Raw genomic sequence first — 17114 nt, 5'->3', positions numbered from 1 at the left:
AAAAAAGCCAAAATAAGATAAAAACTAAAAAAATATAAAAAAATTAAAATTAAGACATTAAATGATTAATGTCTTTTAACAGTTACAGTATGTCCTAAAACCAATGCCGCCAATACTAAAAATGCCAGCAATGCTAATCCATTAATAGACCTGTTAAATATGAAACAACCAACTAAAGCTTGAGAGATAAATGCGGAAAGACAACCAATTAAAAGTACTTCTCTTCCCAAATATTTCTTATTACTTTTCTCCCTTTTTTCTCTATAGATTGTTAATATTTTAAGTCCTAAAATTGTAACTATTAATACAAATGCTATAAGGCCAATTAAACCTAAATATCCGAAATCAAATGCATATCCAAAAATACCACTTAACATGTAATCGATAGTATCTTTCTGATTTACAAGTGTTCCAAAGAACATTGGGAATGGTAAACCAAAGAAGAGGATAAATTGCATTGGTAAAGATATATAACCCTCTGCAAATCCTGTTGCAGTTGAATTACTCCAATATGAGGCATTAGTATTATGTCCTATTAATTCTGTACTACTGAGTACAGTTTGTAAACTACTACCAGAATAAGTTTCAATCCTTGCAATCCTTAGTAAAGGTGAGAAAATAGGCATGTTTAAAACCATGGATAATAATTGAAGTGATCCAAATGCAACAATGACAACACCTATAACCAATAGAATTCTTTTTAAGGTAAATACTGATTTTTGTCTGAAAGATTTTGATATAATAGTATAACCTATAAATAAACCTACAATCCAAAGTATAAGGAAAGATCTGTGCATCATTCCTCCAAATAGGGTTATTCCAACAATTATTCCATAGACTAACTTTTTAAGACCTTTAACATTTACGCCCGACTCTTCCATTACCTTCATCGATGCTAATGCTGTAATTACACATGCAAGAGCAATTGGACCAAATGGGTGAGTAAACTCATTCTGCCCAAATGATAGAAACAGCATAAATAAATCTGCAGCAAAAAGTAACATGAATGCTCCAGATAAGAATAAAGATAAAAATGTAACTACACTAAGTGATAAAGGAACTAAATTAATAATAAATATCATTGAAGCAATTAAAATCAATGCTACCTCAACAATAAGTTGTAAATGATTTTGCGCAATTAATAACATCATATTTTATCACAGTAGAATAATTTTTTAAATATATAATTATTAATAAAAAAATTAATAACTCAAAAATAAAATCAATTAAATAAATATAGATTATTAAAAAGTCTCGAAACGAATAAATAATCAATAATCCTTTTATTTTAAAGATTTATTAAAATAATATTTTATAAGATAATTAAAGAATTGATTTTAATAATTATTTATAAAATATTATCATAGTATTATAAAATTTTTATACAATAAATCTATGTTTTAATAATTATTAAAAGTATTGATTTTTCAATAAAAAAAAGTTATTTTTAAAAGAATAATTATTTTTTGAAAAATTAAGATTGAAAAGGGATTAGTTAAAATAAAATTAAAAAATAATTTTATTTGAAACCACTTCCTATTTTTAAAATTGGAATCTTACTCATAAGATAAATAATAAACCAACTAATCAGGAATATTACTAGGAAAGTAATTGGTATCCAAAGATATGCCTTACCAACAGTAAATTGGTAGAACAAATGTCCTTTTTCAAATAAATATTTGATTATCACATAATGAACAAAATAAATACCAAAACTACATCCACTTATATTTCTAACAATTGGAATTAATCTACTATTACTTAATGAATTAAGTTTACTGCTAATTAAAGTCAAATCAAAGTATTTGAAGAAAATAAATACTCCAATAGATTCTATTATTAAATGATAATTTAATAAGAATGTAGCATCTGGAAATTTAAAACCATGATTACTTGTATGCAAATAGAATAATTCTAAAACATAACCAATTGCAATTAAAATTATACTTATTAAAACCAATTTTTTATTAGAAATATTAAATTTTTTATTATTTAAGTAATAACCAATTACAAAATAGAATAAAGGAGTCTTAAGAAAAGGCAAATTTATAAAAATTATTTTAAATTGACTTACATTTAAATCTACAAATTTATCTAATGAAGTTAACACTGTACATAATAAAAGTAGGACTAATAAATATTTTAAACCTTTATCCTTTTCAATTTTTAAATATCCATTTACAATAGGAATTAATAAATATCCACCTAATAAACAATATATAAACCAAAAATGAGTAGTAATTGAAGCTTTAACTAATAATATATCTAAAAAATAATTTAAGCTAAAGGTACCATTAAAAAGTAAAATTCCAACTAAAAAATAAACGATTACCCAAAAAATATAAGGTTTTAAAATACGATTAAATCTTCTACCTATAAAATTCTCATTTGATTTACCTATAAGTAATGCACCACTTACCATGAAAAATAAAGGAATACCTACTCTTATAAATGCATTTATTAAAGCAGAAATATCAAAATTAGCAACATTTACATTAAAACGTGTACTTACATGCATAAGAACAACACATACAATTGCTAAAACTCTTAGCGAATCCAAATATAAAATTCTCTTTTTAGAATTGTTGACAATATTCAAAAAAACCCCCCCAACATATGTAATAAAAAAATTTATTATAAAATTAATAATTATAATTATTTTTTAGCTAATCATTAATATATTTTTTCAAATTAAAAAATAAGAGTTAAAAACTTAAAAATGTGCAAAATAGATATTTTAAATCTAAAAAATATAAAAAGAAAAGTAATTTTAAAATCTATAATAAAAATTATAAACATTTTAATGTAAATATCTAAAAAAAGTCTATGAAAACTAAAACATTAAAATTCAACTAAAAAACAATCAAAAAGTAAGGGGAATTATAGATTTTTCAAAAATATATTATAATACCTAAAATTATTTTAAGTATTTTTTTAATAAAAAATTTAATCGACAATTCTCAAATTAAAAAAAATAATCAATTGAATACCAATAAAAATAGATTGAATAAATCTAATTAAAATATTAATTAGATTTTGCAAGTTCATAGATATTGTCAATAATGATTTTAAATAGATCATCATGATTGATCTGTATCTTTTCATGAGGATTATTAAGGAAGCTTAATGCATGAGATATTACATCCCTTGTTTCAATAGATCTATACATTAAACCGTTATCAATATAATATTGATCTACAGATAAGGTTTTACCAGGATAACATGAAATTACTGGAGTTTGTAGAATAGCTGCTTCCCTGTTCATAGTTCCACCAGCTCCAATTACAAGATCGCTTCTTTTGATTATACTTGAGGTATCTACAGGTGGTTCAAGTATAGTAACATTCTCCATATCCTCAAATATATCTGCTTGTTTTGCAAATCTTGGGAGAATTAGAATATTTGCATATTCATTAAGTTCTTCTACAATAGGTGTTAGAACAGATTTGTTACAGTCAGCATCGAGATATGATGCAAGTGAAGGTTCTGGACGCATAAAAATGGTTTTATCAAATGGCAAATCAAGGTTTAAATCTTCAAAGATATTTTCATTATATTTGAAATTTTTAAAATGCATTAATTCACTCGTACCGTTATAGCGAATAATGGTATTTGGGTCTGCACCATATTCCATTAATTTCCACATGTCAATAACTTTAGGTGATATAATCTTGTTACATAATGGAAGTGTTAATTTATTTGCTGCTGTAGCATGTTCATTATCCAACACATATAAACTTGGAATTCCAAGACCATAAGCAATTCTTGGAAGTTCGATTGAATGCTTGCTAATTGCAACGTCAATATTTTCGCCTGCAACAACATCTATCATCTCATCAATCCTGTCAGTTGATGTTTTAAGTTTTTCATATAATGAAACACCATGGTGACCAATTGAGATATAATCTAAATTATACATGTCCATTAGTTTATGGATATCCCCAAAATCCCTTGTAGTTACAATTACATCCTCACCTTCACTTTTAAGATAATTGATTACATCTTTAAAGAACCTTACATGAGGTGCATTTGTAATATCAATCCAAAATTTCATAATATCAACCTTATATTATTGGATTATAATTTGTAGTAACATATTAAAACAATTTATGATTTAAATTTGATTAATAAAAATTGTATAAATTTTTAAAGACTTATTAATAAAAAGTAAAAAGAATAATTTAATTATCCGAAGGTGAGAAATTATGAAGAAAGTTAAAATAACAGTGCTAAAAACTACATTACAGAAAGATTTAGCTGATGAGTAGGGTATTGAGAATTTTACAACCTGCCCTATGTTAGATGAAGGTGATGTCTTCTACGGTGACTACGCTAAGCCAGAAGGTTTCTGTGATGAGGCTTGGAAAGCAATATATCAATATGTATTTGCACTTTCACATGGTGCAGGTGAGGATTTATTCTATTATGATGATTGGATAAGAAAACCAGGTGTTGCCATTGTCTGTTGTAATGACGGTCTAAGACCTGTAATATTTAAACTGGAAAAAACCGATATTGAATCTGAACCATAGATATAATACATTTAGATGTCCTTAAACAATAAAAACCTTTTAAAAAATCTACACTAGAAACGGGAAAATATACTTTTATCGGCCTATCTTAAAAAAAATCAAAATATAAAAAAAGTTAAACTCCTTTGAATCAAAAGTCTAGTTTCTAATTTTTTTAAGAGTGTGATTTAAGGCTATAATTTTTTTTGACTTTTGATCCAGGTGTTTATAAGAAATTTTAAGCATAATACTATTTTTTGGCAGATAATATTTTGTGTAATGAAAACTTAAACCTTTTTTTTATTTCAAGAGAGAAATTTTTAAAGGTAATGTGATTTTTAGGTATGCCTAAACTTCTTGTATAATACTTAGATTAAACTAGTATATAAAGGTTTAGGTATACCTAAATTTTTTTATAAAAAAATTGAAAATAAATAAGAAACGAAAACCCCCTCTAAAATTCATTAAGACAGGATATGAATCTTTGAAAATATATTTTAATACTCTTAGAAAATAAATAAAACAAGACAAAACAGAATAGAATAGATAAAATAAAATAAAATAAACGGTTAAATAAATAATAAAAAAAATTAAAAAAATCTTTTAAATGTAAAAATTAACTATTAGTTTTTAAAATATAAAAAAAGATAATGTGGTTGAGAAAAAGGATTAAAAGATGGAGAAAAAATAGGTATTAAGGGGCTAACATTTTAAAACTTTTAATCCTTTTTTCGTGTTTATAAGAAATTTAGGTTGTATTTAAGAGATAATATGACATTAATTATTATACATAAAGTTATAATACTAAGGAGGATACCTACGATAAATATCCTAAGTAACAAAGAATAATCAATCTGGAAAAATTATAAAAATATAATTTTTAGGTGTACCTAAATTTCTTATATAATACTTAGACCGAACTAGTATATAAATGTTTAGGTATACCTAAATTTTTTTTAATGAATCATGAAAGAAATCATTAATAAAAAATAGTAATATAGGTTTAAATCACCATTAAAAGATTAACTATAGAATAGACTCATAAAAGTTTTATTAGAAATCCAATATTTAAAAAAAGGAAAATTGACCCTGTAAAAAAAGCCACAAGGAAATATGACAAAGATATTAGAGGTTATTAAAAACTGTAAAAATAGACAATTAATATGAAACCATTTAATAAATAGAAAAAAATAAAAAAGAGATGATTTACTCTTCAGCTGCAGCTTTAGCCTTTTCAACTTCAGATATAAATTCGTCTAATCCTTTACCTTCTTTTAAACTCATTGTAATAACAGGTACATCAGGATTGATTTTTTTAGCATCTGCAACCATTTTGTCAACATCGGCATTTACAGCATCGGCAATATCAACTTTATTAATGATAATCAAATCAGAGTCATGGAAGATTGCAGGTTGTTTTTCAATGGTATCATCACCTTCGGTAACACTTACAACACAGACCCTCATATGTGAACCTAAAACAAAGTCAACAGGACAGATTAGATTACCTACGTTTTCAATAAGTACATAATCAAGATCATCTAATGGTAAATGTTCTAAACCATGTTCTACAAGGTGAGCATCTAGGTGACATTCAGTACCAGTGTTTAAACCTTCTACAGGAACATTGTGTTTTTCAATTCTTTCTGCATCAAATTTACTAATAATATCCCCTGCAAGTACACCTACCTTATCATCGGTGGCATCAATAAATTCCTCAATAAGTGAAGTTTTTCCAGAACCTATAGCCCCTACAAAATCAACACAAAAAACATCATGGTCATTTAAATTCTTATTAATATCATCAGCAATCTTAATATTTGCTTTCATTATATTTTCCGCAACTTTAACATCTGCTATTTTATGCATTATATCTCCTCATTAATTTAAAATATATCCTAAAAAATTATTATATAAATTAGTTAAATTATAATAAATAAATTTATATAAAAAAATGTCCTTATCACATAAGATATATTTACAATCTAATATTTAAAGTTATTAATTTAAATTGAAAAATTATTATTTATTAAGGTGAAAAGTAATAAAAAAACCTATAAAAATCGATTTCTTATTAAAAAAAGCATCTAGAAGTAATAAAAAACCATGATTTTATAGAAAAGATAATATTTAAAAATTTCAATAAAACTAATAGAAGTATGAATTAGAACTGAAATTTTAATATAAAAAGCTTTTGATTAAATAGAAAAAATATAATATAATCTAATAATAATCCAATTTAAGATTGTTATACTAATCATCAGGTGTTTCTATAACGATGTTTTTTACAATAACATCCTTACCACTTTTTACATCAACACGATAAGATTCACATTTAGGGCAATTTACTATTGGTGCATAATGATCAAGATTATCTAAATCTGCAACCCCTTCAAAACCGCAGTCTTTACAAACAATATTAGCGGGAATCTCATTGATTTCAAATTCAGCATTCTTTGCAATAGTATCCTCCTTTAAAACATCTAACATAAAACTTACTTGTTCTGGATTAAGCATAGCTAAACGTCCAATTTCTATTACAACCTTTGTAACCTCTGTAGCATTGTTTTTCTCAGCATTTTCTATAACTGAATCCAATATTCCTTGAGCCATTGATAATTCATGCATTTTTATAACCTGAAAAATTTTTTAAAAAAAAATGAAATAATACAACTTATATTAAACAAATTAAAGCTAAAAAATACTTTAAATCCTAATAAAGAAAAATTTTTAAGAAATAGATAAGATAAAAATTATTCTTTTAAATGATCTGCAATAATCTTTGCAACGGATATACAGCTTACATCTGATTTTAAGGTATCTGTTCCAGCAAGATCTCTTGCACCTGCAGCAAAAATCTTGGATACTGCATCATTTACAAGTGTTGGATGTACACAACAGACATTAACACTTTTTGCACCATGATCTTTTAGGATATTAATCGCGTTTACTATTGTGCCTCCGGTTGCAATGATATCATCTACAATAACCGCTTCCTTCCCCTTAACAGAAGATATATCCACTTGTTTATCTCCATCTTTAATTTCAGCAATAGTAGTTTCAACCTTATCTGGACCTAATCTTACTTTTTTAAGATAAGTACAATCACAATTAATGATACTTGCGATTTCCTCTGCAAAACCCAATGCACCTTTATCTGGAGCAATAATGATAGGATCATCTACGATGGTTTCAACATATTCTGCAATAGCCGGCATTGCAGACAAATTATAAGCAGGTATATTAAAGAATTCTCTTACACAATCCTCATGAAGATTGATTGATATGAATTCATCGGCACCTGCAAGTTCAATTAACTCGGCAACGATTTTAGCAGATATTGCCTCCCCATCATTGAACCTACGTTCCTGTCTTGCATAACCCATATATGGAACTACTACATTAAGCTTCTTAACACCTAAATCCTTAAGATTTTTAATTAAAAAGAGTAGTTCTACAAGGTGCTCATCTTGGGGATAACCAGTAGATTGAACAATGGTTACCTCTTCATCTAAATCTCCATGTACACGTAAATATCTTTCGCCATCAGGGAACTTTTTAGTTTCCACTCTAAGAAAAACATCCCCTAATTCTTTAGCTACATTGGCAGCTAATTTTTGAGATGCTGAACCGCTTACAATCAAAATATCACCATTAAATTATTAAAATAAATATTAAAATATAATCATTTATTATTTTAGTTTTTTAAAATATAAAACTTTTTTTAAAAAAGACGGAACCACATAAGAAAAACAATAAGCAACTTAGCAATAAAAAGAATTATTTTAATTAAAACCAGTTATTAATAAAATAAAAACAAATCTAACTATAAAAATAGAAATAACTATTTATAAGTGGTAACTATAATAAAAAATTTAATTATATAAAGTTTTTTAATAAAATATAAGTTAATCTCCATTAATAAATCTATTGATTAGAATTTTATAATCAAAATAGAGTTTAAAGAGAAAATAAGAATAATTGTACAAAACGTAAAAAATACTTTACAATTACGTCAAAAATTCGATTTTGATTAATCAAACTTAAAAGAATATCCAAAATTAGACCTATTTTTGTAATAATATTCAAGAACACCCCAATTAAAAAATTAAAAGATTTATAACTATATTAAAAATTAATATATAGTTTTTAGAAAAAGCTGAAAACATTAAAAAATGGTAAAAAAATTAGTAAAATATATAAATACTTATTACTTAAAAAATTATTAAGATAAAAATTCGTTAAAAAAAATATTTTAATGAACTTAAAAACTTTTTATCTTATAAAAGGAATTAAAAATAGAGGTATGATAAAATGGGAATAACCGAATCTATTAAACATGGTTTTTCATACGCAACATCTGACTATCAGAAATTGTTAATCTTTGGGATTATATGTATTTTAGCATCATTATCCTCAGTGGTAACTGGTTTTGGCATAAAAAATAATGAGTCTTTATTTGCTATAATCGGAATAATCGCTTTTATATTTTCTATAATTACTGGAGGATACGGATTAGGTATATTAAAAAAGAATGTTGAAGGAGCAAGCGACCTTCCAGATTTAAACATTAAAAATAATTTTATTGACGGAATTAAATTTATAGTCTTAGAAATTGTATACTATATAATTCCTATAATAATTACATTAATTATTGGAATAATTACATTGGGAGCTTCTATCTCTAGTTTAGGTACTGAGGCATTAAATTCAACTGTAAATGAAACTGCATTATTAAATCCTGCATTTTTAGGTACTTTTTTAACTGGATTAGGAATAACAATTATTATTGGAATAATCTTATTTATAATATTCACATTCTTTGAATTAATGGGAGTAAGTAGACTTGCAAAAACAGGCAGTTTATCTGAAGGATTAAGCTTCAGACAATCCTATGCAGATGCAAAATCCATTGGGTTTGGACCATTACTTGGATGGATCATACTAATTGGAATAATCTTATTTATTATAGCTATAATTGGATCATTAATTACATTAATCCCTTATGTAGGTGCATTAATTACAGCATTAGTAATAACCCCATTTTCCATAATATTTGCAAATGCAAGTCTTGGTAACCTATACAAAACAGATGTTTTAAAAGAGTAAATTAAGCAATTTACTCAATTTTTACTTTTTTTATATAAATTTCTGATTTTAATAAATACCCTATAATTTTAGGTTCTTTTAATTTGAAATTGTGATTGATTTTTTAAATATACTTTTTCTAATGAAAAATACTATTAAATTTATAATTTTTGAATAAACCTTAAACGATGTATAATTTTATCACTTTATAATCCTATAATAAAATTTAAAATATTCGAAAACAAGAAAATAATATATGGCTTTATAGGAGTAATATCAATGACTTATTCAAATAATTATAAGAACTATTCTTGTGGAGATGTTGATGTTATCTTACAAGGATTAACAAAAAACAAATTAATATTTACAAGACACAGTTTCCAACGTGAAACATTACGAGAGATCAATGAGAAATATATTAAGGACATGATATTTAATGAGAATCCATTGGATATCAATCAAGATAAAGGAAATAATGAATTTAAACTTTTTTATCCATCTGAAACTCATTCAAACAAGGAATTGATTATTGTTATTGCTATTGATAAAGATGAGAATGTTATTATACAAAGTGTATGGGAAGAAAAAAGGATAAATTAATACTCTTTTTAATAAATCACAATTATATAACCCATATTTAATTAGTATAATTATTAAGTATTTTCATAAGTTCTATTTTTTTAATAAATTATTCATTTAATTTTTTTACACCATATTTAAAAAAATGGTTTTTAAAGTATTAAAATAAATGTAACATCCGAAAAATAATAATACTTTATTATAAAAAATTATTAACATACATCTAATTTTAATACATATAAACCTATTAAAAATAATAGATAAGAAGAGAAAATATGTAAAAAGCAATAAAGAAGATAATAATTAATTAAAATTTAAATTAAGGAATTAATAAGGAAAGAAAAGATTTAGGGAGAATGAATAAACAAGTAAAAAATTCAAAATTAAGATAAAAATATAGAAAAAATTACAAGAAACTTTATTTCCAATGTTGTTTCTGATAAGAAATTGAATTTTAACAAAGTTTACTTTAAAAAAAGCAAATAATGATTTAAAAAAGCAAATCAAAGAGTGAAAATAATTATTTTTTAAAAATAGATACAAAAATGTTATAATGATTTAAAAATTAAAAAAAAGAATAAAATTAAAGATTAGTGTGCATTTGGAGTGTTTACTGAAATATCAGAAATAGTATCTGATACAGATGCCCTAATATCTTTAATTTTAGACATTAACTTATCTTTTCTACTTCCGTTAATTAAGATATTCTCAAGTACATCATCAATAGTTTCGATTGGGATAATCTCAACCATATCCTTGTATTTATCCTCAATCATAACATCTCCCATATTTGATTTAGGGATAAGTACTTTCTTAATACCTGCTTCTGCTGCAGCTTCTATTTTACCAGTAGCTCCACCAATAGGCATTACATCACCACGAACACTTAAAGAACCAGTAAGTGCCACAGTTTGATCTATTGGAATGCCTTCAACTGCGGAAATTACTGCTGCAGTCATTGATACACTAGCTGAATCTCCTTCAACCCCATCATATGCCTGAAGGAATTGAACATGAATATCATAGTTTGAGATATCCTTTTGGGTGTATTTTTTAATAATAGCTGAGATGTTTTGTACAGATGCCTCTGCAATATCCCCAAGTTTTCCTGAAACAATGATTTTACCTTCATTCTTACTACTTGCAGGAGCCATTTCAGCAGCGATTGGCATGACGATTCCACTTCTATCTCCAATAATAGCTAAACCATTAACCATACCAATTTTTCCACCTTCACTATTAAATACACTGTAATCTTTTCTCATTTGAATAGACATATCAGCCATTTGTTGTTCGAGTGTTCTTGAATATCTTTTTGCCTGAAGAACATGGTCAGCTGTTACTAAATCAGCACCATCTTCCTTTGCAACATCTCCAGCAGATCTTACTAAACCACCTAAATCTCTTAGTTTAAGAGTTAAGGAATCTTTTTTACCTGCTCTACGTTTAGCTTCAAGAATAATTTCATCCATAGCACCAGTGCTGAATGGTGGAATTCTTCCATCATTTTTAACCTCCTGAGCTACAAATCTTACAAGTTTCTTACGGTTTTCTGGTGTATCATCCATATTATCCTTCATATAGATTTCATAACCATAACCCCTAATTCTTGAACGCATTGCAATGTGCATTCCTTCAAGTACTTTAATGTTACCAGATGCTACAAGAACAAAGTCACATGGTACAGCCTGTGAACGAACCATTGCACCACTACTATTTTCACTTTGACCAGTGATAGCGTAACGTTTTTCCTGCATTGCAGATAATAATTCCTGTTGGGTTTTCATACTCATGGTACCAATCTCATCAATGTATAAGACTCCCTTATTTGCCTTATGAATCATACCTGCCTCCACACGTTCATGTGCAGGAGTTCCAAGGCCACCTGACTGGTATGGATCGTGTCTTACATCCCCAAGAAGTGCACCTGCATGAGCACCGGTTGCATCCATAAATGGTGCAAATCTCCTATTACCATTGTTTACAAGTAATTTAGGACCTGATGAATGAGACCTTGGTCTTATTTGAAGAGCTATCAGGAATATAAATGCTGCTGCAATGATAGCTTCAAGAAGTGCATGATAATAAAATCCTAATGCTAAAACGGCTGCAACTGCAAACATTGTAATTAATGACTTTTTCTCTTCATAGATTTTTGAGGAGGACTTATTGCTTTTAACAATTTTAATACCTTCTCCAGCAGGAACTGTTCTAATTAACGGATTGTTTTGATCCTCTAAATTTGGATATACAAGTACATCCTGTAATACCTCTGGAGGTAAAAGCTCTGCCATACCTTTTGCAAGCATTGATTTACCTACACCAGGATCACCAATTAAAAGAACATTTCTTCTTTGTTTAGCTGCTTTTTTAATTGTTTCAACAGCTTCCTCATGACCAATAACTTGGTCGATTAAAAGTGGTGGGATATCTACATCATTAGAACTGGTAATTGATTCATAATCAACCATCTGTCCTGCATAACTTTTCTCCTCTTCCTCATCATTAGGAGACTCAACAGTAACAGTTGTCTCCTCTTTGTTTTGAGGTTCAAGAATTGTGTCTTGGTTTTCATTATTTATAGATGTGTTATCTGAATTAACGGTTTTATCTTGAACATTAGAAAGACTTTCATCATTGCCTTTATATTCATCATTTTTATCATCTTTATTAGATGAATTATTTTCTAATTCCATAATAAACCTCATATAATTATTAAGTTAAATAATTGATTAATATTGTATAAAATTAATTCTAAATTAGAATTTTATGGTGTTTTATAACTTCTAATTAATCAAAACAATTTCAATAGACATTTTAAGTAAATATTAAATTTAATATTTATTTATACATCAACTAAAATAATTTCAAAAAATCTTTTAGTTTACCTATATAAACATACATTTTATAGTTTTGTAATTTCTATATAAAAAGATTATTGTTTTAATAAGTTTTTGTAATTAAAATATTATTAAAATTCTAGTTATTATATTCAAGATTTCGTACAATATAAAGTTTTCTTTCATTTCTATCATTAAAAATCATGTAAAATTAAATTTTTAGATAGTTTATATAAAAAGAAAGAAAAAATGGGTTATTTTAATAATTAAATCCCACTTTAATCTAATAAATTAAAATAAAAATGTAAATAAGATATTTTTTAATATAGAAAAATCCAATTTGTAACTCGATATTATATATAATATATATTATTTTATTATAATGGAACCTATTAGAAGATTCCAAAATAACCGGAAAAATTTAAAATCTAAATAAATTGGCAATTATATATTTAGAAATCCTAGGGACAAAATCCATAGTAAATATATAGAACCCTTAAAATTTGAAATATAATAATATATAATAATTATAGAAACAAAATAAGCTATATATAAATTGTATTAAATTCAAATTTAATTAAGTAGATAAAAATAATTACTTTTTTTATATACGAAATAAATTAACTAAATCTCATATTTTTAATATTTATCAATTTAAGGTAATTCTTATGGTTAAGGCATTAATGATTCAAGGAACATCTTCAAATGCAGGTAAAAGTCTATTTGTTACTGCATTATGTAGAATATATATGAAAAGGGGATATAAAGTGGCTCCATTCAAATCACAGAACATGTCACTTAATTCCTATACAACATCCAAAAACGGTGAAATGGCCATAGCACAGTATCTACAGTCAATAGCTGCGAAAGTTGAACCGGAAGTAGATATGAATCCGATACTTTTAAAACCAAAGGGTAATTTCACATCACAGGTTATTATACAAGGTAAAGTCATTGGGGATATGAACTTCTATGATTATCAGCATCAATTCAAAGATGAGGCTGTTAAAGCATATCATGAGTCATATAAGAGACTTGCAGACAAAAATGACATAATCTTTATTGAAGGTGCAGGTTCTCCTGCAGAGATTAATATGCGTGATGAGGATATTGCCAATATGGATGTTGCACATATGGCCGATGCAAATGTAATACTTGTTGCAGATATTGACCGCGGCGGTGTGTTTGCATCCATTGCAGGTACATTTGCATTACTTGATGATAGGGATCTTTCACGTCTTAAGGCTGTAATTATTAACAAGTTCAGTGGTAACTTAGATATTTTAAAACCTGGAATTGATAAAATTGAGAAAATCATAAATGCACCTGTTCTAGGTGTTGTTCCATATGACAAAAGTCTCAAATTACCTGAGGAAGATTCACAATCCCTACAAGACCATGATTACTTTAAAGAAGAAGGTGAAAAGGATATTGTTATTGGAGTTATAAAGCTTCCAAAAATAGCTAACTTCACAGATATAGATCCCTTTGAGGTTGAGGAGGATATCAGTCTCAGAATGATATCCGTATATGACTCACCGGATGTGCTTGACAATGTGGACGCAATCATTATTCCAGGTACACGTACATCTACAGAAGATGCAAAGGCATTATATGACAATGGTTTATATGATAAAATCCTAGAACTTTCAGAAAAAATACCTGTAATTGGAATCTGTGGTGGCTATCAAATATTGGGTCAGGAGTTAATCGATGAGAATATGCGGGAGTCACAGCTTAAACATGTTAAAGGTTTGGGGCTTTTGGACATTAAGACCGAATTTAAAAGTCAGAAAAAAGCGGCATGTCAGACAAGGGCTACCATACCATCTAACGATAAATTACTAGGCCTTTCCAAGATTTTATTTAAAGATTTGGAAGGATGTGAGATTACAGGTTATGAACAACATGAGGGTACATCAGAGATTATAAATGATGTTGAAACCCATCCATTGTTTACAGTTAAGGAGGGTGTTGGAAACGAGTTTGGTGGCAAATATGATGGTGCATGCCATGAAGGTTTAGTGTGGGGTACCTATATCCACGGAATTTTCCACAACTACATCATAAGGCGTAATTTCTTAAATTACATACGTTCCAAAAAAGGTCTTAAATTAGATACCGGGGGTGTTGATCCCTATGAGGACAGTCTAGATCAATCCATAGAACAACTTGCAAGACTCATCGAGGATAATGTTGATATGGACTATATTGACAGGTTAATATTTGGTGATGAGATTCAATAATTACCTATTATTAAAAAATTAGAAATATTCTAAAGATTAACAAATTTAGAACCAAATATTTATAAAAATCTTTGACAATATTTCTTAAAGGCATCCCTTTTTATAATCATGACTGATTTTAAATTTATATTAAAATAATTAGGTAAGGACATTTAATAAAAATGGAGAAAGAACATAATGGAGAATAATTCTAAAGGAAATAATAACCAGAATTTTCAAAAACAGAAGGAAAATAGGGATAAGATAATTGTACAAACAAGTGTAATAGGAATACTTGCAAACATAGCCCTTGCCGCATTTAAAGTTATGGCAGGAATCATGTCAAATTCAATTGCAGTAACACTTGATGCTGTAAACAATTTATCTGATGCATTATCATCTGTAGTTACCATTATAGGTAATAAATTAGCATCCAAAGAACCTGATAAAGAACATCCACTTGGATATGGAAGAATTGAATATTTAAGTGCCATGATTGTAGCGGCAATTGTACTTTATGCAGGTATCACCTCCATTGTAGAATCTGTAAAGAAAATAATTACCCCCACACCAGCTGACTATACAAGCTTAACCCTTATAATCATTGCAGTAGCTATTTTAGTAAAACTTGTACTTGGAGTCTATGTTAAAGGAAAAGGTGAGGATGCAAATTCTGGAGCGCTTATAGCATCTGGAGCAGATGCAACATTTGATGCCGTATTATCCTTGTCAGTACTTTTATCCGCACTTATCTATATCTATACAGGCATTTCCCTAGAAGCATATGTAGGTGTAATAATCTCCGTTGTAATCATCAAAGCAGGTATTGAAATGATTATCGATACATTAAATGATATTCTTGGAAAACGTGCAGATCCAGAAACTGCAACTAAAATTAAAGAATTAATAACGGAAGAACCGGAAGTTAGAGGGGCTTATGATTTATTCATAAACAATTATGGACCCGACAAAAATTATGCCTCAGTCCATATTGAACTGCCGGACACAATGACCGTTGAAGAGGTGGATGTGTTAACCCGTAGATTACAGAGGAAATTACTAAACAAGATGGGAGTAATTCTTACAGGTGTAGGCGTTTACTCATACAATACCCAAAATGATGAGATAGCCAATATACATAACAATATAATGGAAAAGGTAATGAACCATGACTGGGCACTACAGGTTCATGGATTCTTTGTAGATCCTGATAAAAAGGAAATACGTTTTGATGTTGTTATGAGTTTTGATATCGACCATAAGGAAGGTCTTGAAACACTTAAAAAAGAGATTAAAGAACTTTATCCCGATTACCATATTGATATTGTATCCGACATTGATTTAACAGAATGAAATACAACGGTATAAACTTCAAATCTTTTATTTCAAATCTTTTTTTTTAAAAATTTTTTCTTAATTTAACTACTTTTCTAATGCAAATATTAATTTTAATTGGATTGTTTTAACTTCCTTTCATTTCCTTATATTTTGTTAATTAAATTCAGTTATTTTTTAAACCTACTTTTTAGGGCAGAATCTGAAAAAAACATTATTTCCTGCACCAATGGCCATTATTTTTCCTTAACAATTTATTATATTTTATTTCCCCTTATTTAATCTGTAAAATCCAGTATTGAAATTCACACAATCCGGTTCAATGAATAATCAAGTTTATGATTTCATTTAATTAGAATTATATATGTTTTGAGGTATATGCATTCATTAAAACAACCAATAAAAAATAGAAAATGGAGCAAAAGACATGGATGAATAAATAAATTCATGGTTTTATAATCTTATTCAATTAAATGAAATAAATATCAAACTAAACGAATAGAATATCAATTAAAAAAAGCCATTTTTAGCCATTT

General features: G+C 27.2%; 12 protein-coding genes. 5 read left to right on the top strand and 7 right to left on the bottom strand.

The window, feature by feature from the left end; translation table 11 throughout:
• Window positions 1–65: 65 nt before the first annotated feature.
• The 3 genes from ON24_RS08725 to ON24_RS08715 form a co-directional block, all read right to left on the bottom strand.
• A complete protein-coding gene (locus ON24_RS08725) occupies window positions 66–1148 on the bottom strand; it encodes a V-type ATP synthase subunit I domain-containing protein (protein ID WP_040682686.1) in 1083 nt (360 codons plus the stop codon).
• Between the two features lie 371 nt (window positions 1149–1519).
• The gene (locus ON24_RS08720; RefSeq protein ID WP_040682672.1) at window positions 1520–2599 is read right to left on the bottom strand and encodes an acyltransferase; all 1080 of its coding nucleotides are present in this window, start codon (window positions 2597–2599) and stop codon (window positions 1520–1522) included.
• Between the two features lie 426 nt (window positions 2600–3025).
• Window positions 3026–4054, bottom strand: coding sequence for a DUF354 domain-containing protein (locus ON24_RS08715; RefSeq protein WP_040682671.1), 1029 nt, complete (start codon window positions 4052–4054; stop codon window positions 3026–3028).
• A 241-nt stretch (window positions 4055–4295) separates the two neighbouring features.
• On the opposite strand from ON24_RS08715, the gene ON24_RS08710 reads away from it, so the two are divergent.
• On the top strand, window positions 4296–4532 hold the full coding sequence (locus ON24_RS08710; RefSeq protein ID WP_236254937.1) for a TIGR04076 family protein: 237 nt from the start codon (window positions 4296–4298) through the stop codon (window positions 4530–4532).
• Window positions 4533–5717: 1185 nt separating this feature from the next.
• On the opposite strand, the gene hypB is transcribed toward ON24_RS08710, so the two are convergent.
• The 3 genes from hypB to ON24_RS08695 all read right to left on the bottom strand — a co-directional run bounded on the left by hypB (window position 5718) and on the right by ON24_RS08695 (window position 8155).
• Complete coding sequence (gene hypB / locus ON24_RS08705) at window positions 5718–6380, bottom strand: hydrogenase nickel incorporation protein HypB (RefSeq protein WP_040682670.1); 663 nt, start codon at window positions 6378–6380, stop codon at window positions 5718–5720.
• A gap of 384 nt (window positions 6381–6764) precedes the next feature.
• Window positions 6765–7139: a hydrogenase maturation nickel metallochaperone HypA gene (gene hypA / locus ON24_RS08700; RefSeq protein ID WP_016358199.1), complete on the bottom strand. Its 375-nt coding sequence runs from the start codon at window positions 7137–7139 to the stop codon at window positions 6765–6767.
• Between the two features lie 125 nt (window positions 7140–7264).
• On the bottom strand, window positions 7265–8155 hold the full coding sequence (locus tag ON24_RS08695; RefSeq protein ID WP_040682669.1) for a ribose-phosphate diphosphokinase: 891 nt from the start codon (window positions 8153–8155) through the stop codon (window positions 7265–7267).
• Between the two features lie 670 nt (window positions 8156–8825).
• Here ON24_RS08695 and ON24_RS08690 point away from each other — a divergent pair.
• Complete coding sequence (locus ON24_RS08690) at window positions 8826–9620, top strand: DUF4013 domain-containing protein (RefSeq protein ID WP_040682668.1); 795 nt, start codon at window positions 8826–8828, stop codon at window positions 9618–9620.
• A 258-nt stretch (window positions 9621–9878) separates the two neighbouring features.
• On the top strand, window positions 9879–10199 hold the full coding sequence (locus ON24_RS08685; RefSeq protein WP_040682667.1) for a hypothetical protein: 321 nt from the start codon (window positions 9879–9881) through the stop codon (window positions 10197–10199).
• Between the two features lie 569 nt (window positions 10200–10768).
• Here ON24_RS08685 and lonB read toward each other — a convergent pair.
• Entirely contained in the window at window positions 10769–12649 is a 1881-nt protein-coding gene (lonB, locus tag ON24_RS08680; RefSeq protein WP_236254939.1) for an ATP-dependent protease LonB, read from the bottom strand.
• Window positions 12650–13686: 1037 nt separating this feature from the next.
• Between lonB and cobQ the strand changes: the two genes are divergently transcribed.
• Together cobQ and ON24_RS08670 are read left to right on the top strand one after the other, a co-directional pair.
• Window positions 13687–15264, top strand: a complete 1578-nt coding sequence (cobQ, locus tag ON24_RS08675) for a cobyric acid synthase CobQ (protein WP_050553623.1) — start codon at window positions 13687–13689, stop codon at window positions 15262–15264.
• Window positions 15265–15441: 177 nt separating this feature from the next.
• On the top strand, window positions 15442–16596 hold the full coding sequence (locus tag ON24_RS08670; RefSeq protein ID WP_040682665.1) for a cation diffusion facilitator family transporter: 1155 nt from the start codon (window positions 15442–15444) through the stop codon (window positions 16594–16596).
• Window positions 16597–17114: the final 518 nt, after the last annotated feature.

This window comes from Methanobrevibacter boviskoreani JH1 (assembly GCF_000320505.1).
GTDB lineage: Archaea > Methanobacteriota > Methanobacteria > Methanobacteriales > Methanobacteriaceae > Methanarmilla > Methanarmilla boviskoreani.
Note: the sequence above shows the minus strand (reverse complement) of the source record. Positions and strands in the feature narration are given on the sequence as shown.